General features: G+C 63.4%; 24 protein-coding genes. 9 read left to right on the top strand and 15 right to left on the bottom strand.

Annotated elements, in window-relative coordinates; all coding sequences use genetic code 11:
- Positions 1 to 124: 124 nt before the first annotated feature.
- The 3 genes from JCM17207_RS00480 to JCM17207_RS00470 form a co-directional block, all read right to left on the bottom strand.
- Positions 125 to 4,732, bottom strand: coding sequence for a metallophosphoesterase (locus JCM17207_RS00480; RefSeq protein WP_238315493.1), 4,608 nt, complete (start codon positions 4,730 to 4,732; stop codon positions 125 to 127).
- Positions 4,733 to 4,912: 180 nt separating this feature from the next.
- Entirely contained in the window at positions 4,913 to 5,263 is a 351-nt protein-coding gene (locus JCM17207_RS00475; protein ID WP_238315492.1) for a type II toxin-antitoxin system PemK/MazF family toxin, read from the bottom strand.
- Between the two features lie 443 nt (positions 5,264 to 5,706).
- Positions 5,707 to 6,102: a holo-ACP synthase gene (locus JCM17207_RS00470; RefSeq protein WP_238315491.1), complete on the bottom strand. Its 396-nt coding sequence runs from the start codon at positions 6,100 to 6,102 to the stop codon at positions 5,707 to 5,709.
- 131 nt (positions 6,103 to 6,233) lie between these two features.
- Between JCM17207_RS00470 and JCM17207_RS00465 the strand changes: the two genes are divergently transcribed.
- Positions 6,234 to 6,479 carry an IreB family regulatory phosphoprotein gene (locus tag JCM17207_RS00465; protein WP_238315490.1) on the top strand — a complete coding sequence of 82 codons (246 nt, stop codon included), beginning with the start codon at positions 6,234 to 6,236 and terminating at the stop codon, positions 6,477 to 6,479.
- Between the two features lie 47 nt (positions 6,480 to 6,526).
- Here the strand turns inward: JCM17207_RS00465 and JCM17207_RS00460 are convergent, their stop codons facing one another.
- Together JCM17207_RS00460 and cysK are read right to left on the bottom strand one after the other, a co-directional pair.
- On the bottom strand, positions 6,527 to 7,483 hold the full coding sequence (locus tag JCM17207_RS00460) for a tRNA-dihydrouridine synthase family protein (protein ID WP_238315489.1): 957 nt from the start codon (positions 7,481 to 7,483) through the stop codon (positions 6,527 to 6,529).
- Positions 7,484 to 7,610: 127 nt separating this feature from the next.
- Positions 7,611 to 8,543, bottom strand: a complete 933-nt coding sequence (gene cysK, locus JCM17207_RS00455) for a cysteine synthase A (protein ID WP_238315488.1) — start codon at positions 8,541 to 8,543, stop codon at positions 7,611 to 7,613.
- 285 nt (positions 8,544 to 8,828) lie between these two features.
- Here cysK and JCM17207_RS00450 point away from each other — a divergent pair, with 285 nt between their 5' ends.
- A complete protein-coding gene (locus JCM17207_RS00450; RefSeq protein ID WP_238315487.1) occupies positions 8,829 to 9,479 on the top strand; it encodes an HAD family hydrolase in 651 nt (216 codons plus the stop codon).
- Positions 9,480 to 9,942: 463 nt separating this feature from the next.
- Here JCM17207_RS00450 and JCM17207_RS00445 read toward each other — a convergent pair whose 3' ends face one another.
- Both JCM17207_RS00445 and nagA read right to left on the bottom strand, forming a co-directional pair.
- Positions 9,943 to 11,232 carry a class II D-tagatose-bisphosphate aldolase, non-catalytic subunit gene (locus JCM17207_RS00445; RefSeq protein ID WP_238315486.1) on the bottom strand — a complete coding sequence of 430 codons (1,290 nt, stop codon included), beginning with the start codon at positions 11,230 to 11,232 and terminating at the stop codon, positions 9,943 to 9,945.
- 21 nt (positions 11,233 to 11,253) lie between these two features.
- Positions 11,254 to 12,393 (bottom strand): N-acetylglucosamine-6-phosphate deacetylase, encoded by a 1,140-nt coding sequence (gene nagA, locus JCM17207_RS00440; protein ID WP_238315485.1) that lies wholly within the window; start codon positions 12,391 to 12,393, stop codon positions 11,254 to 11,256.
- A 207-nt stretch (positions 12,394 to 12,600) separates the two neighbouring features.
- On the opposite strand from nagA, the gene JCM17207_RS00435 reads away from it, so the two are divergent.
- The 3 genes from JCM17207_RS00435 to yajC are packed head-to-tail and all read left to right on the top strand — an operon-like array spanning position 12,601 to position 14,551.
- On the top strand, positions 12,601 to 13,779 hold the full coding sequence (locus JCM17207_RS00435; protein WP_238315484.1) for an SIS domain-containing protein: 1,179 nt from the start codon (positions 12,601 to 12,603) through the stop codon (positions 13,777 to 13,779).
- A 21-nt stretch (positions 13,780 to 13,800) separates the two neighbouring features.
- The gene (locus tag JCM17207_RS00430) at positions 13,801 to 14,235 is read left to right on the top strand and encodes a PTS sugar transporter subunit IIA domain-containing protein (RefSeq protein WP_238315483.1); all 435 of its coding nucleotides are present in this window, start codon (positions 13,801 to 13,803) and stop codon (positions 14,233 to 14,235) included.
- A 34-nt stretch (positions 14,236 to 14,269) separates the two neighbouring features.
- Positions 14,270 to 14,551, top strand: coding sequence for a preprotein translocase subunit YajC (gene yajC, locus JCM17207_RS00425; protein WP_238315482.1), 282 nt, complete (start codon positions 14,270 to 14,272; stop codon positions 14,549 to 14,551).
- A gap of 177 nt (positions 14,552 to 14,728) precedes the next feature.
- Here the strand turns inward: yajC and nagB are convergent, their stop codons facing one another.
- The 4 genes from nagB to JCM17207_RS00405 form a co-directional block, all read right to left on the bottom strand.
- Entirely contained in the window at positions 14,729 to 15,457 is a 729-nt protein-coding gene (nagB, locus tag JCM17207_RS00420; protein WP_238315481.1) for a glucosamine-6-phosphate deaminase, read from the bottom strand.
- A 68-nt stretch (positions 15,458 to 15,525) separates the two neighbouring features.
- Positions 15,526 to 16,371: a class II fructose-1,6-bisphosphate aldolase gene (fba, locus tag JCM17207_RS00415; protein WP_238315480.1), complete on the bottom strand. Its 846-nt coding sequence runs from the start codon at positions 16,369 to 16,371 to the stop codon at positions 15,526 to 15,528.
- A 161-nt stretch (positions 16,372 to 16,532) separates the two neighbouring features.
- Entirely contained in the window at positions 16,533 to 17,495 is a 963-nt protein-coding gene (locus tag JCM17207_RS00410) for a Gfo/Idh/MocA family protein (RefSeq protein ID WP_238315479.1), read from the bottom strand.
- A gap of 13 nt (positions 17,496 to 17,508) precedes the next feature.
- Positions 17,509 to 18,726: an AraC family transcriptional regulator gene (locus tag JCM17207_RS00405; RefSeq protein WP_238315478.1), complete on the bottom strand. Its 1,218-nt coding sequence runs from the start codon at positions 18,724 to 18,726 to the stop codon at positions 17,509 to 17,511.
- A gap of 221 nt (positions 18,727 to 18,947) precedes the next feature.
- Between JCM17207_RS00405 and agaV the strand changes: the two genes are divergently transcribed.
- The 3 genes from agaV to JCM17207_RS00390 are packed head-to-tail and all read left to right on the top strand — an operon-like array spanning position 18,948 to position 21,090.
- The gene (gene agaV, locus JCM17207_RS00400; protein WP_238315477.1) at positions 18,948 to 19,424 is read left to right on the top strand and encodes a PTS N-acetylgalactosamine transporter subunit IIB; all 477 of its coding nucleotides are present in this window, start codon (positions 18,948 to 18,950) and stop codon (positions 19,422 to 19,424) included.
- Positions 19,425 to 19,463: 39 nt separating this feature from the next.
- Positions 19,464 to 20,276 carry a PTS mannose/fructose/sorbose/N-acetylgalactosamine transporter subunit IIC gene (locus tag JCM17207_RS00395; RefSeq protein WP_238315476.1) on the top strand — a complete coding sequence of 271 codons (813 nt, stop codon included), beginning with the start codon at positions 19,464 to 19,466 and terminating at the stop codon, positions 20,274 to 20,276.
- Entirely contained in the window at positions 20,266 to 21,090 is an 825-nt protein-coding gene (locus JCM17207_RS00390) for a PTS system mannose/fructose/sorbose family transporter subunit IID (protein WP_238315475.1), read from the top strand. The genes JCM17207_RS00395 and JCM17207_RS00390 overlap by 11 nt, the downstream gene beginning before the upstream one ends.
- A 583-nt stretch (positions 21,091 to 21,673) precedes the next feature.
- Here the strand turns inward: JCM17207_RS00390 and JCM17207_RS00385 are convergent.
- The 4 genes from JCM17207_RS00385 to JCM17207_RS00370 are packed head-to-tail and all read right to left on the bottom strand — an operon-like array spanning position 21,674 to position 24,159.
- A complete protein-coding gene (locus tag JCM17207_RS00385; protein WP_238315474.1) occupies positions 21,674 to 22,567 on the bottom strand; it encodes a hypothetical protein in 894 nt (297 codons plus the stop codon).
- Positions 22,542 to 23,165: a hypothetical protein gene (locus JCM17207_RS00380; RefSeq protein ID WP_238315473.1), complete on the bottom strand. Its 624-nt coding sequence runs from the start codon at positions 23,163 to 23,165 to the stop codon at positions 22,542 to 22,544. Before JCM17207_RS00380 ends, JCM17207_RS00385 begins: the two co-directional genes overlap by 26 nt.
- Before the next feature lie 6 nt (positions 23,166 to 23,171).
- Positions 23,172 to 23,642 carry a hypothetical protein gene (locus JCM17207_RS00375; RefSeq protein ID WP_238315472.1) on the bottom strand — a complete coding sequence of 157 codons (471 nt, stop codon included), beginning with the start codon at positions 23,640 to 23,642 and terminating at the stop codon, positions 23,172 to 23,174.
- Complete coding sequence (locus JCM17207_RS00370; protein WP_238315471.1) at positions 23,581 to 24,159, bottom strand: RNA polymerase sigma factor; 579 nt, start codon at positions 24,157 to 24,159, stop codon at positions 23,581 to 23,583. Before JCM17207_RS00370 ends, JCM17207_RS00375 begins: the two co-directional genes overlap by 62 nt.
- Before the next feature lie 241 nt (positions 24,160 to 24,400).
- Here JCM17207_RS00370 and JCM17207_RS00365 point away from each other — a divergent pair, with 241 nt between their 5' ends.
- Positions 24,401 to 25,117, top strand: a complete 717-nt coding sequence (locus JCM17207_RS00365) for a sulfite exporter TauE/SafE family protein (RefSeq protein WP_238315470.1) — start codon at positions 24,401 to 24,403, stop codon at positions 25,115 to 25,117.
- Positions 25,118 to 25,196: the final 79 nt, after the last annotated feature.

Here is a 25,196-nt window from a genome sequence, read left to right as displayed (position 1 = left end):
ACTTTCTTCTCACCCATGATACGCCCCCCGCCGGCGCGGGAACAGTGCGGCTTTTTGGGCGCAAAAAACGGGCGGCAGAGAGCATAAAACCCTCTGCCGCCCGCTGATTTTTCTATAAAATTTCTCAGCCCGCGGCTTCCACCAGGCGGGTGGGGCCGTAGACGCTGACCCGGGCGCTGCCGCCGGTGCCGGTAAAGACCGACGGGGCGGTCTTGCCCTCGCCCACCAGGTCGTACCGGGCGTAGAGCTGGCCCCCTTCGGCGGGGATCTGGGCCGTCATCCGGCCGCCCTCGGCGGTGGTGGGCAGCTTTTCGCCCCCGGCCGCGGCGATCTCCGCCGGGATGTTGGCGGCCACCGTGGTGCGGTAGATGCCGTCCGCCCCGCCGAAGCCGTTCAGCTCACAGTAGGCCGCGGCGGCGGCGCCCCCCTCGGTCTGGATGCCGCCCACCCAGGGGGTCAGGCCCCCCAGGTCGATGACCCCCTGGCCGCTGGTGAGGATATGGAGTTTGCCGCTGTCCTTGAGGTTGACGGCCTCCCCCAGATGGGCCTTGATGGTGCCGCCCGACAGGTAGGCCACCCCCTCCAGGCAGAGGGGCACCCGGGCCGACTGTTCCCGGCCGTTGTCCAGCTCGCCGCCGTTCATATACAGGGTTCCGCCGGGCTTGACCCGCAGGTTGCGGATGGTGCCGCCGTTGATCTCCACCACGCCCCGGGTCTCCACCGCGTAGTGGGTGCCGTTCTTCCGGCCATAGGTGCCGTGGTTGATGACGATCCGGGTGCCGGCCGCCGGGGAGTAGACCGCTCCCTCAGCGCCCCAGACGGTGCCCACGCTGTTCAGGTAGGCCGCCGCCCCCGACTCCATCAGTTTGATGGCGTGGCCCACCTCGGCGCCGCCCGTCCCAAACTCGGTGCGCAGCTGGACGCTGCCCCGGGTGATCAGGGTGGAATCGGCGTAGATCTCCACCGGGTCGAGGGCCCGGTAGGCAAACCCGCGGCTCCGGGTGTCGTTGATGTAAAGGCTGTCGTCCAGGATCAGGGTGGCGCCGTTTTTCACCTTGAATTCCACGTACCGCAGCACGCCCCCGCCCCGCAGGCAGAGGTCCCGGGTGATCTCGTACTCCCGGCCCTCGCCCCAGCAGTCCTCGAACTCAATGGTCCCCGCCACCTCGATGGTGGTGACGGCGGGGTTTTCCAGGGCGGCGACAAACTCCGCCTTGGTGGAGGCGGTCACCGTCCGGCCCGCCTGGATGGCCTCCTGGGCGGCCAGGATCTTCTCGGCCTGGGCCAGCTTGTCCCCGCAGGAGATCTGGGCCTGTTCCTCGGGGCTCAGGGCCTCATAGGCGGCCCGGGCGGCCTCCACCGCCCCGGCGTTTTCCAGCCCGGGGATCTCGGGCAGGGCCTCGATCAACGTCTCGGCCTTCCGCCAGGCGGGCAGCGCGTCCTCCCCGGTTTTGTCGATGGCGAAACTGTCGATGAGGATGCTCTGGCCGTTCTCCACCTTATAGGCCTGGTAATACAGCCGCCCGCCCGCGAGGGTGACCCCCGCGTAGACCGGGCAGTCCAGATCCAGGGCCAGGGCGCTGGGCACCTCGGCCAGAAGGGTCTGGGTGTAGTTCTTGACGCCGGCGGTGCCCGCCGTCACAAAGACGGTGCCGCCGGGGTTAAAGGCGGTCTCGAAGCTCTGGCCGTTGTAGCTGGTGGGCCGGGTCTCGGTGTTCTGGACCTTGCCGTAGTTGAGCCAGGGGGTGCGGTTGTAGACGTGGTCGTGGCCCGAGAGGACCAGGTCGATGTCGTACTCCGCCGCCAGCTGGTTCACCTGGGCGCGGATGGCCTCCACATCGTCGTCCTCGGCGTGGGGGCCGTTGGAGTAGGGGGATTTGTGGAGGAGGAGGATCTTCCACTGGGCGTCGGTTTCAGCGGCGGTGCGGCAGGCCCAGTCGAACTGCGCCTGGGACAGGCCGCCGCCCTCGCCCAGGTCGTTGGTGTTCAGGACGATGAAGGCCGCGTTCTGATACTCGAAGCTGTAATACACCCCGGTGGAGGTGTCCTGTTCGGGCAGGTTCTGGAGGTTGAAGTGGGACATCAGGGCGTTGGGCTCGGTGACCCCCGCCACGCTGGACCGGTTCTCGTGGTTGCCGGCGGCGGGCAGGGTGGGCAGAGCCTGGGCGTCGGCGCTGTCCAGCACCATGGTCCAGTAGTTTTCGTTGCTGCCGTCGTCCACAAAGTCGCCGGCGTGGACCAGGAACTCCGCCTCGGGGAAGGTCTGGCGCGCCAGGGCCAGGGCCTCATGGTAGGCGTCGTAGTCGGAGCGGATCATCCCCTGGGAGTCGTTCAGGTTCAGGAAGGTGAAGGAATCGGAATCCGGGTCCCCGGTGGTGAAGGAGGCAATCTCACTCCAATACCCCTTTTCGGGGCAGCCCACCCGGTAATAGTAGGTGGTGTTCGGTTCAAGGCCCTCCACCGCCGCGGTATGGCGCTGGACCGTCTTGGTGGTGTAGGTGGTGAAAAGCCCCAGGTTCATGAGGGGGTAGGGCCGCTCCACCCGGGCGGACTGGGCCGGGATGATCTCGGCCCCGCTCATATCCGGCGAAGTGGAGAGCTGGACGGCCCCGGTCTCCACCAGGACCCCGGTGTACCAGCTGAAGGCCCGGCCGGTCTCGGCGTCGGAGCCCAAGGTCAGGGTGATCTGGTCGGGCAGCAGGCCGTTTTCGGCGGTGGGGGCGGGTTTTTCCACCGCGCCCTCAAAGAGGATGGTCCGGCTCTCGCCGTCCAGCTGGTCGTCCTGGACCTCGTCCTCGATCATGGAGCCCGCCATCTCGTCCAAGAGGCCACCCATCCCGGAGAGGAAGCTCTCGCTCATGTACTCCCCCACCAGGCTGTCCAGCAGCGCCCGCAGGTCAAACCCGGCGATCTTGAGCACCGACAAGAGGCTGGTCTCCACCCCGGTGATCTTGGTCCACATCTCCCCCAGCAGGATGGCCGGGTCCAAAAGCAGGTGGGTGGCCAGATCCTCGGCCAGATCCACTACTTCTTCCAGGGCGACTTCGATGATGTTGGAGACGATCTTGCCGCTCTGGATGTACTGCCGGGCCTCCTTCACCCAGTCGGGGGCGTTCTCGCCGCCCGCGTCGTGGCTCAGGAGGGTGTAGATCATCAGGTCATAAAAACTTTTTTCGTCCTCGGTGCCGATCTGGGCCACCCCGGTCTCCGAGAGGCGGGCCGCCGCCGACTCGATCCGGTTCAAAACCAGGTCGGGGCTGTACAGGCAGAGATCTTCAAACTGGGCCATCAGGTCGTCCACCGCGGCGATGATCTCCTCGTCGGTGATGAGGATCTCCCCCACCAGGCCCACGTTGCCCGAGGGGGCCAGATGGATGGCGCCGTTCCGGTAGCTGGCGTAGACCCGGCCGATGCCCCAGCCCAGTTCCAGCTGTTTGCCGCCCAGAAGGACGTCCTGGACTTTCTGGAGGATGGCCTCATTCAGATCCAGCCCGGGCACCAGCTCGGCCAGGGTGGCCCGGACCCCGTTCTGGCCGATGGAGGCCAGCAGGGGCGCCAGACGGCCCCGGGCCAGGTCCCCCAGCATACTGTCGGGGTAGAGGTGCTCCATGGTATAGGCGGGAAAATCGCTGATCCGCACCCCCTGGAAGGTGATGGACTGGACGCTCCGGCTGCTGAGGGTGATGCTCTCTTTGGTGCGGAGGGTGCCGTCGTTCAAAGGCTCGCCTTTTTCCAGGGTGACCGTCCGCACCGGGGACCCCCAGGAAGAGAGGGAGCCGGTCTCCACGTCCACAATGTGGTTGCCGTTGAGGGTGGTGTACTCGGCGATGTCGTTGGCGTGCATGTGGCCGGTGAAGACATACCGCAGCCCGGCGTCAGCCAGGGCAGAGGCGGTCTGCTCCCAGTCGTTCACAATAAAGGCGCTCATCAGCTCGGCTTCCATCCCGAAATGGGGCAGGATGGCGTGGTGCATCAGGCCGATGACGGTTTTGCCCTCGGCCTCGGCGGCGGCGATCTGCTCCACCGCCCAGGCCAGCAGATCCGGGTCCACCTGGCCGCCGGTCACCTGCTGGTTGGTCTCGAGGCCGGTGGCCTCGGGGCTGTACATACAGGTATCCAGGGCCAGGATCAGATAGTCGTCCTCCACCGTCACCGCGTAGGACAGGCCCCCCGCCTGTTTGCCCTCGGGCGGGGTGTAGTAGACGGCGTCGTATTCGCCGTTGTAGCCGAACTCGGCGTAGATGGCCCGGAACTCGGCGGGGGTCACCGTCTCGGCGGATTCCTTGACCCCGTTCTGGAAGGTACAGGCGTTTTTATAGTTGTAGATATCGTGGTTGCCGTCGATGACGAACACCGGCGCGCCGGTGGTTTGTTCCAGCTGGCGCATCTTCTCGGCGAATTCCAGGTGGGCCTGTTTTTCGCCGTCCTTGGTCAGGTCGCCGGACACCAGGATCAGGTCGGGCTGATCGGCGGCGATCATGGCCATGGCCTCGTCCAGGATGGCCCCCGACTCGGCCAGGAGTTTCGGGTCCGCGCCGATGTAGTTCTGGTAATCGGGGCAGTCGGACACATAGGTCAGGGGATAATAATGGGCGTCGGAAATGACGCAGATTCTCAGGCTGCTGGGGTCGGGGGCCACCGCCGCCAGAGCCGACGCCGGGGGCAGCAGCCCCAGCACCATGGCCCCCAGCAGGCAGAAGCTGAGAATCCGCCGGGTGAGTTGTTTGAACATAGTCTTCTCCGTTTCCTCGGTTTGCCCCGGCATACCCTCCGGGGCCGATCAGAACAATTATGACACATTCTGCCACCAAAATCAAACCCGCCGCCCCCGCCCCCAGCCCCGAAAAGCAAAAAACCGCGCGGCACAGCGTCCTTTTTGCTGTGCCGCGCGGCGCGTTTTTTCACATCTTTTTCAGTAGCTGCCAAGCCCCAGGCTCACGTCCAGGGCCTGATCCACCCGTTTCTGATCCTCGGGGGTAATCTGGCCGGCCCGCTCCCGCAGGCGGTGTTTATCCAGGGTGCGGATCTGCTCCAGCAGGACCACGCTGTCCTTGGCCAGGCCGGTGTCCGCCGCCCGGATGTTGATGTGGGTGGGCAGCCGGGTTTTATCCAGCCGGGATGTAATGGCCGCCGCGATGACGGTGGGGCTGTGGCGGTTGCCGATCTCGTTCTGGACGATCAGCACCGGCCGGACGCCCCCCTGCTCCGACCCGACCACCGGCGAAAGATCGGCGTAGAAAACTTCTCCTCTGTGTACCTCCATGGAACGTCCCTCCTTGAAAAATTGGGGGATGCAGCCGCCTATGTGGTGCGCGGCCGCCGCCCCTTTGGGTTCACAAGCAGTATTGCCCAAAGGCGGGGCGGCTATGCACACGGGGTGCTGTTCCATTTTATGCGGCGCGGCGCAGGAATTACGAATTGACAAGTACCAAAGGCAGGTGGGTTATTTTTGCAGCGGCTCCCGGGCAAGGGCGGCCAAAGTTCCTATTGTTTCAGATTCGGTCAGGTGGTGCGCTATTGATCTATCCTCCCTCCCACCCGCCCTTTTAAGGAACTTGGGGCTCCGCCCCAAACCCCGTTTGGACTCCGTGCGAATCCAGACGGCGGTTTTAGAGATAGCCGCCGTTTTCGGTTTAGAGCCCCCACGGGGGGCGGGGCCGCAGGGCCCAGGGGGTACATTAAAAAGGGCGGGCGGGTGGGTTCCAATCATTTTTCCAGGGTGCAAAAGGCCAGGGCCACCCCGCCGTCGTGGCTTAAGGAGAGCCGGGCGGCGAGGCCCCGCTCGGCTACCCAGGCCGCCGTCCGGCCGGAAAAGCGATATTCCGGCGCGCCGGATTCCAGCCGCACCGCCTCGATCTCCGCCAGGGAGAAGGGCCCTGCGAGGCCCGTCCCCGCCGCCTTTAAAAAAGCCTCTTTGGCGGCGAAGTTGGCCGCCGCGCTGGCCGCTGTTTTATGGGAGAGGGGGGCCCCAACCTCCAGGCCCAGGGCCGCCCGCTCCGCCGGGCCGAACACCCGCCGGGCAAAGGCCGCCCCGTGGGGGCCGGAGAGGCTTTTCTCCAGCCGGGCGATTTCGCACAGGTCGCATCCAATACCATACAGCATAAAATAGCGTCACGCTCCTTTTTTGGGGGGCGGCCCGGGGGATAAATCCCGCAATTCCAGCAGGATACACTTGAAGTTTCGGGCCAATTCGTGTAAAATAAACCATAGTATTATATAAGGGGGTGCATTGCGTGGGCGAACCTACTGCTATTTTCTCCATCCACGACGAAAAGGACGACGAGATCCGCGACATCGTGCAGCAAGTGTATGCTGCGCTCAAGGAAAAAGGCTATAACCCGGTCAATCAGATGGTGGGCTACATCCTTTCGGAGGACCCCACCTACATCACCACGCACAAAGGCGCGCGTTCCCTGATCCGAAAAATCGACCGCTACGATCTGCTTCAGGCCCTGCTGCGCAGCTACCTGAACGTCTGATCCCCCAACCCGTCCCCCGCTGCCCATCCGGGCGGCGGGTTTTTTGTTTATTCGGCCTCGTCCCGGAGGGGCAGCTGGGCGAAGATCTGGCCCACCGTCACCTCGTATTCCCAGGGCTGGCGCTGTTTGCGGAGCTGTTTTTCCAGCTTTTCGGCCCCCTCGAACCGGCCGAAGAGATACTGCCAGAACCCCTTCATCCGGCTGATGGCGCACCCCGCGCTGCCGAAGGCCTCGGTGTACCCGGCGTAGAGGGCCGCCGCAAAGGCCCGCAGCTCCTCCCGGGTGGCGGGGGCCCCGCCCCTTGCCCGGCGGAAAAGGGCCGGGTCGGCGATCAGCCCCCGCCCCACCATGGCAGAGGCAAGGCCGGGGTACTCCCCTTCCAGCCCGGTGAGCTGGCCCGGGGCGGTGATGTCCCCGTTATAACAGACCGGCATCCTGCACTGACCGAAGGCCCGGGCAAAGGCGGCCCGGTCGGCCTCGCCCCGGTAGAGCTGTTTCAGCACCCGGGGGTGGATGATCAGCTCACAGAGGGGGTATTTGTTGTAGACTTCCAGAATTTCGCCGAACTCGTCGGGGTCGGCCACCCCCAGCCGGGTCTTGACCGACACCGGCCCGCCCGCCTGGTCAAAGACAGTATACAGAAATTCATCCAGGGCGGCGGGGCTGCGGAGCATCCCGGCCCCCTTGCCCTTGGCGGTGACGGTGCCCGAGGGGCAGCCGAAGTTGAGATTCACCTCGGTGTACCCCAGCCCCCGCAGCTGGCCGATCATCCAGGCGGCCAGGGCGCCGTCTTTCGCCAGCAGCTGGGGGATCACCGGGGCCCCGGGGTTTTGTTCGGGGGCCACCTCGGCCATCTTTTTGGGGATGAGGACCCGGTTCTCCGGCGGGGAAATAAAGGGCGCATAATACCTCTCCGGCGCGGCCTCAGGGCCGAAAACCGCCTGGTGGGCCTGACGAAAGACCCGGTCGGTGAGCCCCTCCATGGGGGCGGCGTAATAGTGCATGGGCAGTGTGTTTCCTTTCGGTTTTGTCCCCGCAAACATAGCACAGCCCCGGCGGGCTTGTCAACCCGGCGGGGCTGTTTGAGGAAGAAGGGCGAATTAGAGTCCATTCGCCCCTCCCCCGGCGGAATCAGATATTAAACATGGGGGTAGACAGATACCGGTCGCCGGTGTCGGGCAGCAGGACCACGATGTTCTTGCCCGCGTACTCGGGCCGCCGGGCCAGCTGCACCGCGGCCCAGGCCGCCGCGCCGGAGGAGATGCCCACCAGCACCCCTTCTTTCTGGCCGATGGCCCGGCCCATGGCGTAGGCGTCCGCCTCTTTCACCGGGATGATCTCGTCGTAGATGCCGGTGTCCAGCACCCCGGGCACAAAGCCCGCGCCGATGCCCTGGAGGCCGTGGGGGCCGGCTTTCCCGCCGCTGAGGACCGGGCTGCCGGCGGGCTCCACCCCGACGATCTTGACATTGGGGTTCCGGCTCTTGAGGTACCGGCCCACGCCGGTGATGGTGCCGCCGGTGCCGATGCCCGCCACAAAGACGTCCACTGCCCCGTCGGTGTCGGCCCAGATCTCGGGGCCGGTGGTGGCCTCGTGGGCGGCGGCGTTGGCGGGGTTGTCGAACTGGCCGGGGATGAAGGCCCCCGGGATCTCCTGCGCCAGCTGGTTTGCCTTCTCGATGGCGCCGGACATTCCCTTGGCGCCCTCGGTGAGCACCAGCTCGGCGCCGTAGGCCTTCATAATCTGGCGGCGCTCCACGCTCATGGTCTCGGGCATGACGATGATGACCCGATAGCCCCGGACGGCGGCCATCACCGCCAGGCCGATGCCGGTGTTGCCCGAGGTGGGCTCAATGATGACCGAGCCCTCTTTCAAAAGGCCCTTGGCCTCGGCGTCCTCGATCATGGCCCGGGCCACCCGGTCCTTCACCGACCCGGCGGGGTTGAGGTATTCGAGCTTTGCCAGCAGACGGGCGCTCAGGCCCTCGGCCTGTTCCAGCCGGGCCAGCTCCAAAAGGGGGGTATGGCCGATGAGCTGCTCGGCCGAAGTATAAATCTTTGCCATAAAAAAGCTCCTTTCCGCCCGGGGGGGACGGGGGTACACAGACCCCGGCCCGGGCTTTGCTTTGGCAACGTTTCGCGGTTTATAAAACAGATGATACCGCAGCTTTTGGGTTTGTCAAGCAAAACCAAGAATTTTCACTTTCCGGGGCCAAAACCCAGCCGGAAAAGGGGCCGTTCGGCTTGTGGCCGCCGGGCGGATATGGTAGAATAAAGGGGATTCTGCGGCCCCGATTCCGGGCCGCCACAACAGCGGGGCGCCCCCCGGGAAAGAAAGAGGATTTCTGCCATGAAACGGTACGCAATCTTTGATATGGATGGTCTTTTGGTGGACAGCGAACACGTGTTCCGGGTGGTGTTCGAGGAGATGGCCGCCGAGCGGGGCCTGACGGTGGACCCCCGGTTTTTCCACGACGTCTGCGGCACCTGCGGCGACTACGAGATGCAGATCATCCACCAGTATTACCCCACCCTCAACCCGCCGGTTTTCTGGCAGGAGTGGCACAACCGGGGGATGAAGCGGATGGAAACCCAGGTGGATCTGAAACCCGGCGTGGTGGAGCTGCTCTCCTATCTCAAGGGCCAGGGGGTACAGATCGCGGTGGCCAGCTCCAGCGGGCCGGAGGTGATCCGCCATCATTTGGAAGTGGGCGGCATCCGGGAGTATTTCTCCCACATCGTCAGCGGCCAGCAGGTGGAGCACTGCAAGCCCGCCCCGGATATCTTCCTGTTGGCGGCCCGGGAGCTGGGGGCCGACCCCACCGAGTGCTATGTCTTTGAGGACAGCCGCCAGGGGGGCTGGGCCGGGGTCAAGGCCGGATGCACCACCGTTCTGGTGCCCGACCAGGTGCCCCCCACCCCCGAGCTGGAACAGGCGGTGGCGGCGGTCTGCCCCACCCTGAACCATGCGCTGGAGATGATCCAGGAGGGGAAGCTGTAAAAATTATTTTAACCCACCCTCCTCTTGCGCTTAGCCAATATTTGCGGCGTGACTAGCACACTTGCAAATATTGGAGCGCGGCGCCAACAACAGCTCCCTCCCCCTGCCACTGGCAGCGGTCGCTGTTGTTGCCCGCCCATTTAATGTACCCCCCTTGCCGCTGCGCGGCGTTCCCCCTCCGGGGGAAATAAACCGTCGGCATCTGCTCTAAGGGCCGCCGCCCGGATTCGCCCGGCAGTCCCCGCAAGTCGGTCCACAACGCGGCCCGAAGGTGCGGGGCCAGCCGGTCAAACCGTTCGGCTGCCTTTTCAACTTCATGGTCCGCAGCACGTACAGCTGCCGCGGCATGAGCCTCCCGGTTTCCATCAAGTTACGGCGCGGACGAAAACGGCGCGAATAAAAACCCGTCCCCCAGCAGCTAAGGGGGACGGGTTTTTATGTCAGAGCGGGGCAGGCGCGGGGGTTAGACGGCGCTCTCGTAGTCCAGCATGAACTGGGTCACCCCGTCCATGGCCAGCTCCCGGGGGTCGAGCTTGAGCTCGCCGGCCCGGATCTTGTTGTAAGAGAGGGGCATGTACTGGTGCAGCATGTTCATGGGGATGGGATACTCCCGCAGATTGTCGAACAGCTTGTTCATGGCAGCCACCACCTCGGGCTGGCCGATGTAATACCGGGCCCGGTCGGAGTAGCTGTACTTCCGGCAAAGGGCCAGCTGGCGCTCGTCGCCATGGTAGTGCTTGGCCCAGTTGGCGGGGTTGGCCAGCATGACCTCTTCCAGGGTCTCGATGAAGTTGGCCCGCTTTTCCTCGGGCACCAGCTCCTTCTCCATCATGCTCAGGGAGAACAGCGCCTCCCGCAGACCGTAGGTCAGGGCGGGGCCGACTTTCAGGATGGCGATGCCGTCGGTGACCATGTTGTAGAGATCCTGGGCGGTCTGGTAGTCGGTGGAGTGGCCCTCAAAGCAGATGCCGGGGAACTCCTTCAGGGCGGCGCAGAGGTCTACTGCGGCGGCGGGGTTGTAGTCAAAGACCTGCTCGTCGCCGAACTCCACGCCGGGCTGAACCACCACGGCGATCACGTCGGCCATGCCGTCGCCCACGCCCTCCTCGGCCCAGACCCGCTGGTAGGTGGAGACGGTGTCCCGGAATGCCTCGGGCTTGGTGACGGCCAGGGTGTCCTCGGCCTCGGTGGCGCCGCCGGGGATGGGCACCTCGCTGCCGATGACGAAGACCGGGCGCATGGCGTCGGGCTTCTCGGCTTTCAGCTCCTCATAGCCCTTCATGGCGGCCTTATAGAGGGCGGCGCCGCGGCGGGCCACCACCTCCGTGGAGAGCAGCCCCTCGGGGTCGTCGGCCACCTTCATGCTGGTGTCCAGGTGAATCTTGGTGAAGCCCGCCCGGGCGTACTGGTAGACCAGCTCCCGGGAGTTCTCCATGGCCTTTTCCTCGGGCAGGTTCTGCCAGGTCAGGGGGCCCAGATGGTCGCCCGCCAGGATAATCCTATTTTCAGGCAGGTCGATGGCCTGGGCCATCTTGAGCACCATCTGATAGAAGTCCCCCGGCACCATGCCGGTGTAGCCGCCGAACTGGTTGACCTGGTTGGCGGTGGCCTCGATCAGGACGGGGGTGTTCCGCTCCTTGGCCCGGCGGAGGGCGATCTCCAGCACCAGCTCATTGGCGCTGCAATACGAGGGGATGCCGCAGCGGATGCCCTGGCGGCGCTTTTCCATCATTTCCTGCAAGGGGTGTTTCATGGTTTTAACCTCCTCTTTGGCTCAGAGCTTGGGCTCGCCCATGCAATAGGTCTGCAATACGGTGTAATCGGTGTCCAGCACCACCAGGTCGGCGTCCTTGCCCACCTGGATGGAGCCCTTGCGGTCGGCCACGCCCAGGCAGTTGGCGGGGTTGATGGTGCAGGCGTTGATGGCGTAGTTGAAGGGCACCATGGCCTCCTCCACCAGGATCCGCAGGCCCTGGTTCAGCCGCAGGGTGGAGCCCGCCAGGCCGCCGGTGGAAGTCAGGTGGGCGCTGCCGTCGGGGTAGATGACAATTTCATTGCCGCCGAAGAGGAACTTGCTGCCCACGGGGGTGCCCTTGGCCATCAGGGCGTCCGAGATCATGATGGCGTAGTCGGGGCCCTTGGACATGAAGTAGTTGTTCAGGGCGGCGGGGGTGGAGTGGTTGCCGTCGCAGATGATCTCGCCGTACATGGTGCGGATGCGGTAGGCCGCCCCCACCAGGCCGTTGGCCCGGTGGTTGAAGGGGGTCATGCCGTTGTAGACGTGGGTCATGGACCGGGCGCCGTGGGCCCAGGCCATCACCGCCTGGTCATAGGTGGCGGCGGAATGGCCGATGCTCACCACCACGCCGTGCTCGGCGCAGTAGCGGGTCAGGGCGAAATCCTCGTCGGTCTCGGTGGCCATGGTGATGTACTTGATGTGGCCCTTGGCGGCGGCCTGGTACCGCTTGAACTGCTCGATGGTGGGCTTGGCGATGTACTGCTCGGGCTGGGCTCCCTTATACACCATATCCAGATAGGGCCCCTCGAAGTGGATGCCCAGGATCTCGGCGCCCTCGTAGCCCTCCTCCATCACGTTGGCCACGTTTGCCACGGCGGCGGTCAGGACCTCCTCGCTCTGGGTGATGGTGGTGGCCAGGAAGCTGGTCACGCCCTCGGTGACGATGTTCTTGGCCCAGTTGCGCAGGCCCTCGGGGTTTGCGTCGTTGGTGTCGAACTCAAAGGCCCCGTGGCAGTGAATATCCATAAAGCCGGGGACGACGCGTTTGTCGCCGTAATCCACATCCACCGGGCCGCTGCCATAGGGGGAAATCTCTGCGATTTTGCCTCCCTCCAGCCGGACGGCGGCGGGCACAAACTGGTCGGCGATCCATACCTTTTTGCTTTGAAGAATCATAAAAAGCTGGCCTCCTTTGAATCCAGGGTTCACAGGGCAAAAAACCGCCCATCTTGGTTATCTTGCATATATTATAACGCCCCTGCGGCCAAAAATATTTGCAATTTTTAGCTCACTTGTTGCCGCTTTTAGTATTTGGGTTGTTTTTTGGAAGAAAGGTGCGATATAATGAAATCACCAGAAACACCCGACAGGAGGTTTGCAACCATGAACATTTTTAATCTGTCTGAAGAGAAAATGAAGGAGACCTTCTCCAGCTACACCATCCACGAAATTTACCAGCAGCCCGCCACCTGGCGCAAGACCTGCGCCCAGCTGGCCTCCTGCAAGGACGAGCTGCAGAAGTTCCTGGACCAGGTTGTCAAGGCCGAGGACTTTGACATCGTCCTCACCGGCGCGGGCACCAGCGAGTTTGTCGGCAACTCGCTGTTCCAGGCTCTGGCCCAGAAGTACAACTACAAGGTCAAGAGCTACGCCACCACCGACATCGTCCCCTCGCCGGAGAATTTCCTCTCCCGTGAGAAACCCACCCTGCTGATCAGCTTCGGCCGCTCGGGCAACAGCCCCGAGTCCCTGGGCGCTGTCCAGGCCGCCGAGGTGGTCTGCAAGAACCTGTACCACCTGTTTGTCACCTGCAACCACGAGGGCACCCTGTCCAAGCTGGCCAACGACCGCACCAACTGCTTCGCCCTCAACCTGACCCCCGAGACCCACGACCAGTCCTTCGCCATGACCTCCAGCTATTCCAATATGTACATGGCCACCTATCTGGCCCTGAACCTGGACCGCCTGGAGGAGCTGACCGCCGAGATCGAAGAGGTGGCCAAGGCCGCCGAGCACTTCCTGGACGAGCAGTACGGCCAGGTCAAGCAGATCGTGGACGAGTTCGACTTCAACCGGATCGTCTATCTGGGCAACATCGCCCTGAAGGGCGTGGCCCAGGAGTCCGCCCTCAAGATGCTGGAGCTGACCGCCGGCCAGGTGGCCACCATGTACGACTCCCCCCTGGGCTTCCGTCATGGCCCCAAGTCCATCATCGACCCCCGCACCCTGACCGTGGTCTACCTGAGCGATGACGAGTACCGCCGCCGCTACGAGATCGACCTGATCAAGGAGATGGGCCCCCAGCGCAAGGGCAACAAGATTGTGGCCGTCATGAACCAGCCCGTCGAGGGCCTGGAGGATCTGGTGGACTACATCGTCCGGATCCCCGTGGGCAGCTACAAGGAGAACGTGCTGCTGGGCTTCGACTACATCCTCTTCGCCCAGACCCTGGCCGTCATGAAGTCCCTGTCCCTGGGCATCACCCCCGACAACCCCTGCCCCACCGGCGAAGTGAACCGGGTGGTCAAGGGCGTCACCCTCTACCCCTACACCTTGAAATAACAAAGAGATCGGAGTAATATTATGGTAGGTTTGTTGATTACCGGCCACGGCGAGTTCGCCGCCGGCATGCAGAGCGCCGCCAAGATGATTGCCGGCGAGTGCGAGGTCATCAAGTACGTCAAGTTCCTGGAAGGGATGTCCACCGAGCAGCTGGCCGACCAGCTGAATGCGGCCTTCGACGCTCTGTCCAGCTGCGACGGCGTGGTGGTCCTGGCGGATCTGCCCGGCGGTTCCCCCTTCAAGACGGCCGTGGAGTGCAAGTACGCCCGCCCCGACCAGAAGATCGAAGTAGTGGCAGGCACCAACCTGCCCATGATCGTCACCGGCGCCACCCTGGTGGAGGACGAGTCCGACCCCAAGGCCCTGGCCGACGAGCTGATCGAAGTGGGCAAGGACTGCCTGGTGCCCTTCGTCCTGGAGATTCACGAGGACGACGCCGAGGAAGACGGAATCTGACCGCAATCTATAACACAGAGAGGGTAGCATTGTCATGAATTGGGAAGTTATTGGATGGACTTGTATCACCATCGCGGTGATTATGGGCGTGATCGCCCTGATCCTCGTCGCGATCTCCGCCCGGGGCATGCGCGCCAAGCGGAAGAGCGTGGGCGATCTCCAAACCGGAATGAAAGTCGGCTCAAAGGTCATGTTTGCCGGCGGCATCTACGGCACCATCACCGGGATGGACGAGGATACCCTCCGGGTGGAGGTGGCCCCCAAGACCGTCCTCACCATCTCCCGCTATGCAGTGCAGGCCCTGGTGAAAGACTGAATACCATCATCCCCCATTCGCCGGGGGCGGCCCCCAAACGCCGCCCCCGGCTTTTTTGCGCCTTTTTTTGCCAAAACAAAACGCCCGGGGCCGCAGCAGGCAGGCGCTGCGGCCCCGGGCACCGGGTAAGAGATCGCAAAATCTCACAGGGGGAATGATAGGTTCTTTATGTAGGGATCAGATCAGGCTCAGAGCGGCCTCGTCGCCCACCAGGATAAAGTCCGGGTGCATCTGGAGGATGGAGGCGGGCACGGTGGGGGTCACCGGGCCGAAGAAAGCCTTCTTGATGATCTCGGCCTTGTCGGCGCCGCTGGCCACCATCAGGACCTTGCGGGCCTGCATGATGGTCTTGATGCCCATGGTGTAGGCCTGGCGGGGCACCAGGGACTCGTCCCCGTTGAAGAAGCGCTTGTTGGCCTCGATGGTCTCTTTGGTCAGATCCACACAGTGGGTGCCCAGCTCGAAGGCCTGGCCCGGCTCGTTGAAGCCGATGTGGCCGTCGTGGCCGATGCCCAGCAGCTGGAGGTCGATGCCGCCCGCGTTGCGGATGATGGCGTCGTACTCCCGGCAGGCAGCCTCGGCGTCGGGGTTGGAGCCGTCCGGCACATGGATCCGGTCGGGCTGGACGTTCACGCTGTCAAAGAAGTTCTTGTGCATGAAGTACCAGTAGCTCTGGTCGTGCTCCCGGGGCAGGCCGCGGTACTCGTCCAGGTTGATGGTGGTCACCTCGGAGAAATCAATGTCCCCTTTGTTGTACCAGTCGATCAGCTGGGCGTAGGTGCCCACGGGGGAGCTGCCGGTGGCCAGGCCCAAAACGCAGTTGGGTTTCATGATCACCTGGGCCGAGATGATGTTGGCGGCCTTGCGGGACATATCCTTGTAGTCTTTTGCGCGAATGATCTTCATGAGAGGGCCTCCTGTCCTATGGGTGGTTGAAACGCCGGGCTCGTTCTCCCCCGGCGGGGCTTACCGTCTCAGGCGCGGCCGTTGCTGCCGCAGACCAGAATCTTGCTCATGACGTACTCTTTGACCTTCTCGCGGCCCAGGGCGTTGTACTTCTTGGGATCGAAGGCGTCGGGGTCCTTGGCCAGGTACTCCTTCAGGCCGGTGCTGAAGGCGATCCGCAGGTCGGTGGCGTAGTTGACCTTGCAGATGCCGCGGCGGATGCACTCCCGCACGGCGTCGTCGGGCACGCCGCTGGTGCCGTGGAGCACCAGGGGGATGGAGACGACTTCCCGGATCTGGCTCAGGCGCTCCACATCCAGCTTGGGCACGCCCTTGTAGACGCCGTGGGCGGTGCCGATGGCAACGGCCAGGGAGTCCACGCCGGTCTTGGCCACAAAGTCGGCCGCCTCGGAAGGCACGGTGTAACCGCCGTCGCCGCCGTCCAGATCGTCCTCTTTGCCGCCCACCTTGCCCAGCTCGGCCTCAACGGGGACGCCGGCGGGGTGGCAGGCATCCACCACAGCCTTGGTCACGGCGATGTTGTCCTCATAGCAGCTGTGGGAGCCGTCGATCATGATGGAGGTGTAGCCCGCCCGGAAGGCCTGCATGGCCAGCTGGAAGCTGCTGCCGTGGTCCAGGTGCATCACCACGGGCACCGAGGCAGCCTTGGCGGCCGCGGCCACGTTGGCGTAGAACATCTCGGGGGAAGCATACTTCAGGGTGGAGGGGGTGGTCTGGATGATCACCGGGGAGCGCAGCTCCTCGGCGGCGGCCACAACGGCCTGGACCATCTCCATGTTCTCAACATTGAAAGCGCCGATGGCGTAGCCGCCCTTCTGGGCGTCCAGCATCAGTTGTTTAGCAGTAACCAGCATACGATCAGCTCTCCTTTTCACGTTACGTTTTGAACCGTCAGTCTCCCGCCCCGACGGGACGGGAGGAGCTTATCCTTCTTCTATCATTATATATCAGGGTGCGACGGGTTTTCAATTACGACTTTTAACCGGGTTTTTGCAATAATTAACAGCGCCCCGGCTCAAAAGCCCAGCCCCGCGTCCCGCCGGGCCTCTTCCAGCACCCGGGCCACCTGGCAGGAAACTTCCAAAAGCCGGTCACATTCCGCCCGGTCCCCCCGGGCCACCATCCCGGCGATGGCCTGCATCTCGTAGTGCCAACCGTTTTCGGGCAGTTCGATGACCTCGGGCTCCCGGCCCCGGAGGGAAAACTCCACCTTTTGGCAGTTGCTGGCCCCGGGGGTCACCCGCAGGTAGCCCTTCTCCCCCACGATCTGGACTTCGTTTTTGCCCTGGCCGTCCTTGGCGCCCATGCACTGGCAGACAAAGCCGGGGTATTCCAGCAGGGCCAGGCCGTGGGTGTCGATGCCGTTTGTGTGGGTGTGGGCCAGGTATTTCACCCCCTGGGGCGGACCCCACAGCCCCACCGCAAAGTGGATGTTGTAGAGGTTCAGGTCCATCAATGCGCCCCCGGCGAAGGCCGGGTTAAAGACGTTGGGGTTTTGCCCGTCCAAAAGGGCCTGGTACCGGCTGGAATACTGGCAGAACCAGCACAGGGCCGCTTGAATGTCCCCCAGCTCGGGCAGCCGACGGCGGATGAGCTGGTAGTTCGGGTGGTAGGCGGTGGCCGCCGTCTCGAAGAGCCAGAGCCCTTTTTCCCGGGCCAGGGCGGAAAGTTCCCGGGCCTGGCCTTCCGTGGGGACCATGGGCTTTTCACACAGGACGTTTTTGCCCGCTTCCAGGGCGGCTTTGGCCTGGGGGTAGTGGAGGCTGTTGGGGGTACAGACGTAGATCCAGTCGAGGGCCGGATCGGCCAGCATCTCCTCCAACTGGGTGTAGACGGCGGGGATGCCGTGTTCCGCCGCCAGGGCGCGGCCGGTTTCCTCCCGGCGGGAGCAGACCGCCCCCAGCTCCATCCCCGCCCGCTTCATCTGGGGCAGGATGCTGGCCAGGATAAAACTAGTGCCGATGATGCCGATTTTCATAACTGCGCCTCCTTTACCGGGCGGTGTTCCCCGGCTGCTGATAAAAGCGTTTTGCGTACTCGCTGGGGGAGACCTCGTATTTCCGGTTGAAGGCGTTGGAGAAGTAGTGGATGGAGCTGTACCCCAGCCGCAGGGAAATTTCGCTGATGGTGTAGCGGTTTTCCTGGAGCATCTGGCAGGCCTTTTCCAGTTTGAGGTCGCTGATGTACTTTTTGGGGGTCTGTTTCACCGCCGTCTTGAATAGAATTTGGAGAGAGGAGCGGCTGAGGGAAAAATGCTGGCAGATGTCGGCGATGGTCAGCGGCTCGTAGATCCGCTCGTTGATGTACTGTTCGATCCGCTGGAACAGATCGTCCTGGTAGTTCTGGCGGGAGATGCTCACCGGTTTTTCCTGCTGTTTGGGGGGCGCCAGGTACTGGCTCTGGAGCAGCCGGATGATGGTCTCGGAGAGAAGGCAGCTCATCAGGGAGTACATGTAGGGGACGCCGGTGGTGCTCTCCTGGACGAGGGTGCGGATCAGGGTATAGATTTTCTTGTCGTAGGGGAACACCCGGTTGACCAGCGGCCGGAACCACTCCCCCTGGACCGAGGGCTCGGCCCCCATGGTGAAGAGGATGGTCACATAAGAGGCGGTCTGGCCCTCGTTTGTAAACTGGGTGTGCCACTGGCCGGGGGCGTAGATCATCATCTCTTTTTCCCCGATCTCATAGAGCTTGTGGTCCACCTCGGTGTTGAGCCGGCCGGTGTCCACATAGGTCAGCTCGAAAAAGTCGTGGCGCTCGCCCTTGAACTGGTACCCCCCGTTCCGGATGCGGTAAAAGTGCCCCAGGATGTTGGTGGCCTCGATCCGGGGCAGGCGGTGCTTGTATTCATAGGGGGCGGCCAGGGGCACCACGTTCAGGTGATAGCGGGTGTCCACGATGGTGTCGTAGACCACCTGGGGGGTGGTGGCCACCACAGCATAAAACACCCCGGCCTTTATCCGGACCAGGTGGTTCATGGAAAATTCCTGGAGCTGTTTTGGGTCGGGCTCGTGGGCCACCAGCAGGGCGGCCAGCCCCTCATGAATCTCCAAAAAGACATCACAGTTGAAGCAATACAACTGTGTTACGTAATTTCGGGCAGTCTGTGTGGTTGCCTGGCGGATCAGAGAGCCGCCTTTCTGGGGGATCGGCGTGCGGTAGGCCGAGCCGTATTCCAGAAAACTGGCGCTGGAAGTTTCAGTCTGCATAAGCGTAGGTTCCTCCGTATTGTATATATTATAATACCATAAAAGTGCGATTTGTCAATTTTGACAGTATTAAACACTTTTCGTTGACGGCAAGTCACACATTCACCAATTTTCGGCAATGAATTACTAAAAAGTGCAAAGACTTTAAAACGCATTTTCGATATAATAAGGGTACCTTGAATTGGAAACTCAGGGCAAAAAAGTTAAGGAGGAATCTTTACATGCCGAACATCGTTTTAACCAGAATCGACAATCGGTTGGTCCATGGACAGGTGGCCACCCAGTGGTGCGGCGCCATCGGCGCGAACCTGATCCTCGTCGCCAACGACGAGGTGGCGGGCAACAAGCTCCGCCAGGGCCTGATGGATATGGCCGCCCCCAGCTACGCTTCCATGCGGTACTGGACCCTCGAGAAAACCATTTCCACCATCCACAAGGCGTCCGACAAACAGCTGATCTTCATCGTGGCGGAGAACCCCACCGATGTTCTCAAGCTGGTTGAGGGCGGCGTCCCCATCAAGAAGGTCAACATCGGCAACATGCACATGGCCGAGGGCAAGCGCCAGGTCGCGGGCTCTGTGGCTGTGGACGACAAGGATGTCGAGGCCTTTAAGAAGCTGCGGGATCTGGGCGTGGAGCTGGAGATCCGCCGGGTGCCCACCGAGCCGGCCGAAAGCATCGAGAAGCTGTTCAAGTAAACCGCTTCTCCTGCGAACTTGTGTAAAGGAGAATAAATCATGGGCTTTAGTGCTATTCAGATTATTCTGGTCTTTCTCTTCGTGTTTATCGTTGCGATTGACCAGTTCGACTTCCTGGAATCTCTGTACCAGCCTATCGTCACCGGCGCTGTGATCGGCGCCATCCTGGGCGATCTGCCCACCGGTCTGGTGGTCGGCGGTACCTATCAGCTGATGACCATCGGCAACATGCCCGTTGGCGGCGCACAGCCCCCCAACGCGGTCATCGGCGGCATCATGGCTGCTGTTTTCGCAATTTCTTCCGGTCTGGACACCACCGCTGCGGTCGGCCTGGCTGTTCCCTTCGCCATCATTGGTCAGTACATGGTGACCCTGCTGTTCACCGCCATGTCCCCCATGATGTCTGTTGCGGATAAGATGGCTCAGAAGGGCGACACCAAGGGCATTGTCCGTCTGAACTACCTGGCCATGGCTATCCTGGGCGTTCTGTTCGCCATCGTCTGCACCGCCGGCCTGCTGGGCGGCGCCGCAATGGGCGAGACCCTGAGCGCTCTGTCCGACAAGTACCAGTGGTTCATGAACGGTCTGAGCGCTGCCGGCGGCATGATGCGTTACGTCGGTTTCGCCGTCCTGCTGCGGATCATGCTCTCCAACGATTACTGGGGCATCTACTTTGCCGGTTTCGCTCTGGCTACCGTCATCGGCTACATCCCCGATCTGTCCGGCTCTGCCCTGCTGCTGGTTGCTTTCGTTGGTATTGCAATCGCTCTGTACGACTTCCAGACTCGCTGCGCCATCAAGAGCGCCGGCGCTGGTGCAACTGTGAATGGAGGCGACGAAGATGGCATTTGATGCTACTCATTACAACAATCTGACCCCGGCTCAGCCGCTCGATAAAAAGACGCTGAACAAGATGGTCTTCCGTTCCCTGAACCTGCAGGCATCCTTCAACTACGAGCGCATGCAGGCTGGCGGCTGGCTGTACTGCATCCTGCCCGGCCTGGAGAAGATCCACGCCGACAACAAGGAAGACCTGGAGATCTCCATGCAGCACAACCTGGAGTTCTTCAACACCCACCCCTTCCTGGTCACTTTCGTGATGGGCATTGTCCTGTCCCTGGAGCAGCAGAAGGCTGACATCAACACCATCCGTGCCGTCCGCGTGGCGGCCATGGGCCCCCTGGGCGGCATCGGCGACGCCATCTTCTGGTTCACCCTGGTGCCCATCACCGCAGGTATCACCTCGAACATGGCCATCAATGGCTCGCTGGCCGGCCCCATCCTGTTCCTGTTGATCTTCAACGTGGTTCAGTTCGCCTGCCGCTTCTTCCTGATGTACTGGTCTTACAACCTGGGCACCAAGGCCATTGAGCTGCTGACTGCCAACGCCAAGGAGTTCACCCGTGCGGCTTCCATGCTGGGCGTGTTCGTTGTTGGTGCTCTGACCTCCAACTACGGCGCTACCACCATCAACCTGGTCATCGAGAACGGCGACAGCCCCATCGTTATCCAGAGCATCCTGGACGGCGTTCTGCCCAAGCTGATCCCCCTGACCATCACTCTGGTTCTGTTCGCTCTGATGAAGAAGAAGGGCTGGACCCCCGTCAAGTGCATCGCTCTGCTGCTGGTTCTGGGCATTCTGGGCGGCGCCATCGGCATCTTCTGATTCTGAACCCCCAAACCTTCTTGACTTTCCGGTGGCCCTGTTCTCTTAGACAGTCCCCCGTCGGGGGTTGTCAGGCAGATCCATCAGTTTCCAATCCCTAAGCATCGTTCCAGCGGGCAGCCGCCCGTTGGGATACCGGCAAAGGCCGGGCGGTGATCCGCCCGGCCTTTGTTGCGTCTATTCCCTTTTCTCACGGCGAACGAGAGGGCCCTCCCGGTGCGGGAGGGCCCTCGGTGTTTCTCCGGCCGGCCACTGCCCCGCCCCCTCCCTTGGGGGGGCGGGTTTCTTCTGGGAGAGGCTAGAACCCAGCGGGGGCGCGGGTTGCAGCAGCGCCTCCAAAAAGGCGGGCAGCGGCCCCGCCTGCGCCCCCTCCGATGGGTGCCAGGCGCCCGCCCAGAAGCCCCCCGGCGCAAGGGCGGCGGCCTCCGTGGCAGGGAGCGGGAACCGCCGTCTGCCACGCTCCGGCTCTCCCAAAGGGTCATCGCAGCCCGCCGGTCTCCTTCCCTATTCCCTAAAAAAAGCCCCCAGGCAGGCCGCCCGGGGGTGTTCTCTTGGGGTATATGGTTTATAGTTGGGTTCTCTCTCAGGCCGCCTCTGCCGCGGTCTCTGCGGCCTGGGAGGCTGCCGGTTCTTCGGCCGCCGGCTCCGACTCGGCCGGGAGGCTCTCGGCGGGGTCGAAACAGCCCTCGGCCTCCACCTGCTCGGCCATCTGGGCCTGGGTCCAGTCCAGCTGCACCGGGCCCATCAGCTCCAGCTCCAGCCGGCCGCCCTGGAGCTCCTGGTCGGGGCGACCCTCGGGCCGGTAGTCGTAGTAGAAGTAAACCTCCTCGGGCTGGTGGGCCTGGCTGCGGATCACGTCGGTCAGGGCCCGGCAGTCCGCCGCAAAGTCCTCGCTGCCCTCGTAGGGGCCGTAGAGCTCCACCCAGAGGTAGAGCCGGGCCGCGTCGTCCGAGAGGTCCAGCCGCTCGGGCTCCTCGTCCACCGTGTTCAGGTAGACGTTGCCCCGCAGATCCTTGAGCCGGATCTGCCCCGCCTGGCTTTCCAGGTCGGAATACAGCTGGTCAATATAACCGTCGGTAAGCTGCTGCTCCCGGATGCTCCGGGCCGGGCCCATCCGCTCCCAGACCACCGGCACAAAGGCCAGGCAGAAGGCCCCGCCCATCAGGGCCAGACAGGCGAACACCGAGAGGAAATCGTATTTCCACCGGCCGGGGCGGGCGGCGCTGTACAGCACCTCGCACCCCAGCAGCACCAGCGCCAGGGCCGGGGCCAGCTTGAGCACCAGCTGCCAGTTGAAGGCCGGCCAGAAGTAGAACAAGAGGAAGAACGCCCCCGCCGCGATCAGGGCAAAGCCCAGGGTGATGCTGCCCACCCGGCGGATCGGACGGTCCGGGGCGGCGGGCCGGGGAGCCTTGGGGGCCGGGGGAACGGGTGCCGCTCCCTCCATGGGTTCAGTTTTCTTCGGTTCGGTCGTCATGGTCGTCACGCTCCTCCTGTGCGATATAGTTGCAGAAATCCTCGTCCCCGTCGTAACCGGCGTCCCCGGTCTCGGGGCCGGGGATGGTATTCCGGGCGTTCCGGGGCCCCCGCACCAGCCAGAGACCCAACAGGATCAGGGCCAGGCAGAGGATCAGCTGGGGCACCTCCCGGAGCAGCTCATACACCGCCCGGAGCATCCAGTTGCGGACGTCGTAGGTCCAGAACAGCCGTTCCAGGGTGCCCAGGATAAACTCGTCGTACAGGATATAGCCGCCCAGCGCCACCAGGCCCCAGCCGAACAGCTTGTGCCGGCGGGCCAGCAGCCGCTCAAAGCTCTCGTCCCGGCCCAGGTGGATCAGGAAATCATCGGCGGGGGCGTTGCCCGCCCCCAGCTGGGCCCGGAGGTTGAAGGTGTCGAAGAAGCTGTACATCCAGATAATGGGGGTCACCGCCAGCAGGGGCTCGGCCAGCCAGCCCAGCACAAAGCCCCCGCAGAAGAGGCTCACCAGAGAGAGGCCCCGCTTCATATAGCCCTGGTACATCTGCCCGGCCCCGGGCACAAAGGCAAAGCAGAAGGTCAAAAATCCGTTTTTCATTGTAGATCACCTCGTGGTATTGGTTTCGTCGGTTGTGAAGAGGGCACCCCAGGCCTCGAACAGCTTGTCGTAGAGGTGGCCGGGCCGGTCGGGCTCGACCATCTGGGGCGCGGGCGGGGTGGCCCCGCTGGACGGCCGGGTCTGCTCCAGGCTGTGGCCCCGGCTCAGGGCCAGCCGGAAGGCCCCGCTGCCCCAGATGGTCAGGGCCAAAAGCGCCGCCACCCCGGCCACGGCGGCCCGGCCATAGAAGTTCTGCATCACCCGGACCCAGATGGTCTGGAGCACCGGGCGGCTCATCCCCCGGGGCGGCTGTTCCAGGGTTTCGCCGGTCAGCCGGGCCGTGTACCGGTCCAGGCACCGGTCGCAGTAGGACAGATGCTCGGCGGCTTCCAGCCGCCCCAGTTCGTCCAGTTGGTTATGAATCAGGGCGTCCAGACCCTCGTCGGTCAGACAGCCATCCTCCCGAAACAGCTCCATCGCCGTTCCCCCTTTCCATGGTAAGTATCTGTTCCTGCAACATCCGCCGGGCCCGGGTGAGCTGGGCGCTCACCGTTTTCTCGGGCCGGCCGCAGAGGGCCGCCGCTTCCCGGACGGAGTGCTGTTCCAGCCAGCAGAGCCGGCAGGGCGTGCGGTAGGGCTCCCGCAGGTTTAGGATCAGCCCTTCCAGCGCCTCGGCCCCCAGGGTGTCCAGGGCCCGGGCCTCGGGGCCGTCGCCTGGCGGGGCCCCCGCCAGGGCCAGCACCTCGTCGCCGGGGGTGTCCATCCGGCGGGCCCAGCCGCTGCGCAGGTAATCCTTGGCCTTGTTGGCGGCGATGCGGGCCAGCCACTGTTTCTCGTACCCCGCCGGGCAGCGGTCGATGGCCCGCCAGGCCGCCAGGAAGGTCTCCTGAGCCAGGTCCTGGGCCTCTTCGCCGTCCGGCACCAGTTGGTGGCAGACCGTGTACACCAGCCCCTGGTATTTCTGCACCAGGGCAGAAAATTCTCGGATTGTCATTCCAGCCGTCCGGCATCCCTCCTCTCCCGCAGGCGCTGCACCCCCCGCGCCCTTTCTATCCATCAATACGAGCCCCAGGGAGAAAACCCTGCAAGTTTTCAAAAAATATTTTTGGCCCCCTCTCCCGGGCGGGCCTGCGGCTTTCAAAATTCGCCTCTTTATGGTAGAATAACTCCCGCTGCCGGGCGCGCACCGGCAGGGATCATCCAACAGTATAAGGAATCGGGAGGCGCATTACAATATGTTCTGGTGGATCACCGCCACGGTCTGCGCGTTTTTCATTAAAGGCCTCTGCGGCTTTGCCAACACCCTGGTGTTCACGACCATTTTAAGTTTCGGGAACGACAACGCCAACATCTCCCCCGTGGAGCTGGTGCTGGGCTACCCCACCAACCTGATCGTCGCCTGGCGGGAGCGGAAATCCATCCGCTGGTCGGTCTGCCTGCCCCTGGCGGCCCTGGTGCTGGCGGGCAGCGTCCCCGGCATCCTCTTTTTAAAGAACGCCGATACCTCCCTGGTGAAACTCTTCTTCGGCGCGGCCATCGTCCTGGTGGGGGTGGAAATGCTCTGGTCCGAGTCCCACCCCGCCAAGGGCCGGGGCTCCCGGCTGGCCCTGGGGGTCATCGGGGTGCTCTCGGGGCTGCTCTGCGGCTTGTATGGGGTGGGGGCCCTTTTGGGGGCCTACGTCAGCCGGGTCACTGAGGACAGCCACGGCTTCAAGGCCAACATCTGCGTCGTCTTTTTTGCCGAGAACACCCTCCGGCTGGTGCTCTACTCTCTCTGGGGCATCCTGACCCCGGCCTCTCTTTTCCAGGCTTTGACCCTGGCCCCCGCCATGCTGGCAGGCCTGGGGCTCGGGATCTTCAGCAGCCGGTACCTGGACGAGAAGCGGATCAAAAAAGCGGTGATCCTGCTCCTGATCTTCTCGGGGGCGGCCCTGGTGGCGGGGCAGCTCTAACCCATACAAAAACACAGCGGCCCCCGCGGCAGAAAACGCCGCGGGGGCCGCCATGCTTTTGGCAGAGTTTTATCCACAA

This window comes from Faecalibacterium gallinarum (assembly GCF_022180365.1).
In the GTDB taxonomy this organism is placed as follows: Bacteria; Bacillota; Clostridia; order Oscillospirales; family Ruminococcaceae; genus Faecalibacterium; species Faecalibacterium gallinarum.
The sequence above is the reverse complement of the archived record's forward strand: the minus strand, read 5'-3'. Positions and strand labels throughout refer to the sequence as shown.

Bases quoted from the DNA above. Each gene is read 5' to 3' on its own strand.
- JCM17207_RS00480 (WP_238315493.1), bottom strand. From the start codon at position 4,732: ATGTTCAAACAACTCACCCGGCGGATTCTCAGCTTCTGCCTGCTGGGG.
- JCM17207_RS00475 (WP_238315492.1), bottom strand. From the start codon at position 5,263: ATGGAGGTACACAGAGGAGAAGTTTTCTACGCCGATCTTTCGCCGGTG.
- JCM17207_RS00470 (WP_238315491.1), bottom strand. From the start codon at position 6,102: ATGCTGTATGGTATTGGATGCGACCTGTGCGAAATCGCCCGGCTGGAG.
- JCM17207_RS00460 (WP_238315489.1), bottom strand. From the start codon at position 7,483: ATGCACTATTACGCCGCCCCCATGGAGGGGCTCACCGACCGGGTCTTT.
- cysK (WP_238315488.1), bottom strand. From the start codon at position 8,543: ATGGCAAAGATTTATACTTCGGCCGAGCAGCTCATCGGCCATACCCCC.
- JCM17207_RS00450 (WP_238315487.1), top strand. From the start codon at position 8,829: ATGAAACGGTACGCAATCTTTGATATGGATGGTCTTTTGGTGGACAGC.
- JCM17207_RS00445 (WP_238315486.1), bottom strand. From the start codon at position 11,232: ATGAAACACCCCTTGCAGGAAATGATGGAAAAGCGCCGCCAGGGCATC.
- nagA (WP_238315485.1), bottom strand. From the start codon at position 12,393: ATGATTCTTCAAAGCAAAAAGGTATGGATCGCCGACCAGTTTGTGCCC.
- JCM17207_RS00435 (WP_238315484.1), top strand. From the start codon at position 12,601: ATGAACATTTTTAATCTGTCTGAAGAGAAAATGAAGGAGACCTTCTCC.
- JCM17207_RS00430 (WP_238315483.1), top strand. From the start codon at position 13,801: ATGGTAGGTTTGTTGATTACCGGCCACGGCGAGTTCGCCGCCGGCATG.
- yajC (WP_238315482.1), top strand. From the start codon at position 14,270: ATGAATTGGGAAGTTATTGGATGGACTTGTATCACCATCGCGGTGATT.
- nagB (WP_238315481.1), bottom strand. From the start codon at position 15,457: ATGAAGATCATTCGCGCAAAAGACTACAAGGATATGTCCCGCAAGGCC.
- fba (WP_238315480.1), bottom strand. From the start codon at position 16,371: ATGCTGGTTACTGCTAAACAACTGATGCTGGACGCCCAGAAGGGCGGC.
- JCM17207_RS00410 (WP_238315479.1), bottom strand. From the start codon at position 17,495: ATGAAAATCGGCATCATCGGCACTAGTTTTATCCTGGCCAGCATCCTG.
- JCM17207_RS00405 (WP_238315478.1), bottom strand. From the start codon at position 18,726: ATGCAGACTGAAACTTCCAGCGCCAGTTTTCTGGAATACGGCTCGGCC.
- agaV (WP_238315477.1), top strand. From the start codon at position 18,948: ATGCCGAACATCGTTTTAACCAGAATCGACAATCGGTTGGTCCATGGA.
- JCM17207_RS00395 (WP_238315476.1), top strand. From the start codon at position 19,464: ATGGGCTTTAGTGCTATTCAGATTATTCTGGTCTTTCTCTTCGTGTTT.
- JCM17207_RS00390 (WP_238315475.1), top strand. From the start codon at position 20,266: ATGGCATTTGATGCTACTCATTACAACAATCTGACCCCGGCTCAGCCG.
- JCM17207_RS00385 (WP_238315474.1), bottom strand. From the start codon at position 22,567: ATGACGACCGAACCGAAGAAAACTGAACCCATGGAGGGAGCGGCACCC.
- JCM17207_RS00380 (WP_238315473.1), bottom strand. From the start codon at position 23,165: ATGAAAAACGGATTTTTGACCTTCTGCTTTGCCTTTGTGCCCGGGGCC.
- JCM17207_RS00375 (WP_238315472.1), bottom strand. From the start codon at position 23,642: ATGGAGCTGTTTCGGGAGGATGGCTGTCTGACCGACGAGGGTCTGGAC.
- JCM17207_RS00370 (WP_238315471.1), bottom strand. From the start codon at position 24,159: ATGACAATCCGAGAATTTTCTGCCCTGGTGCAGAAATACCAGGGGCTG.
- JCM17207_RS00365 (WP_238315470.1), top strand. From the start codon at position 24,401: ATGTTCTGGTGGATCACCGCCACGGTCTGCGCGTTTTTCATTAAAGGC.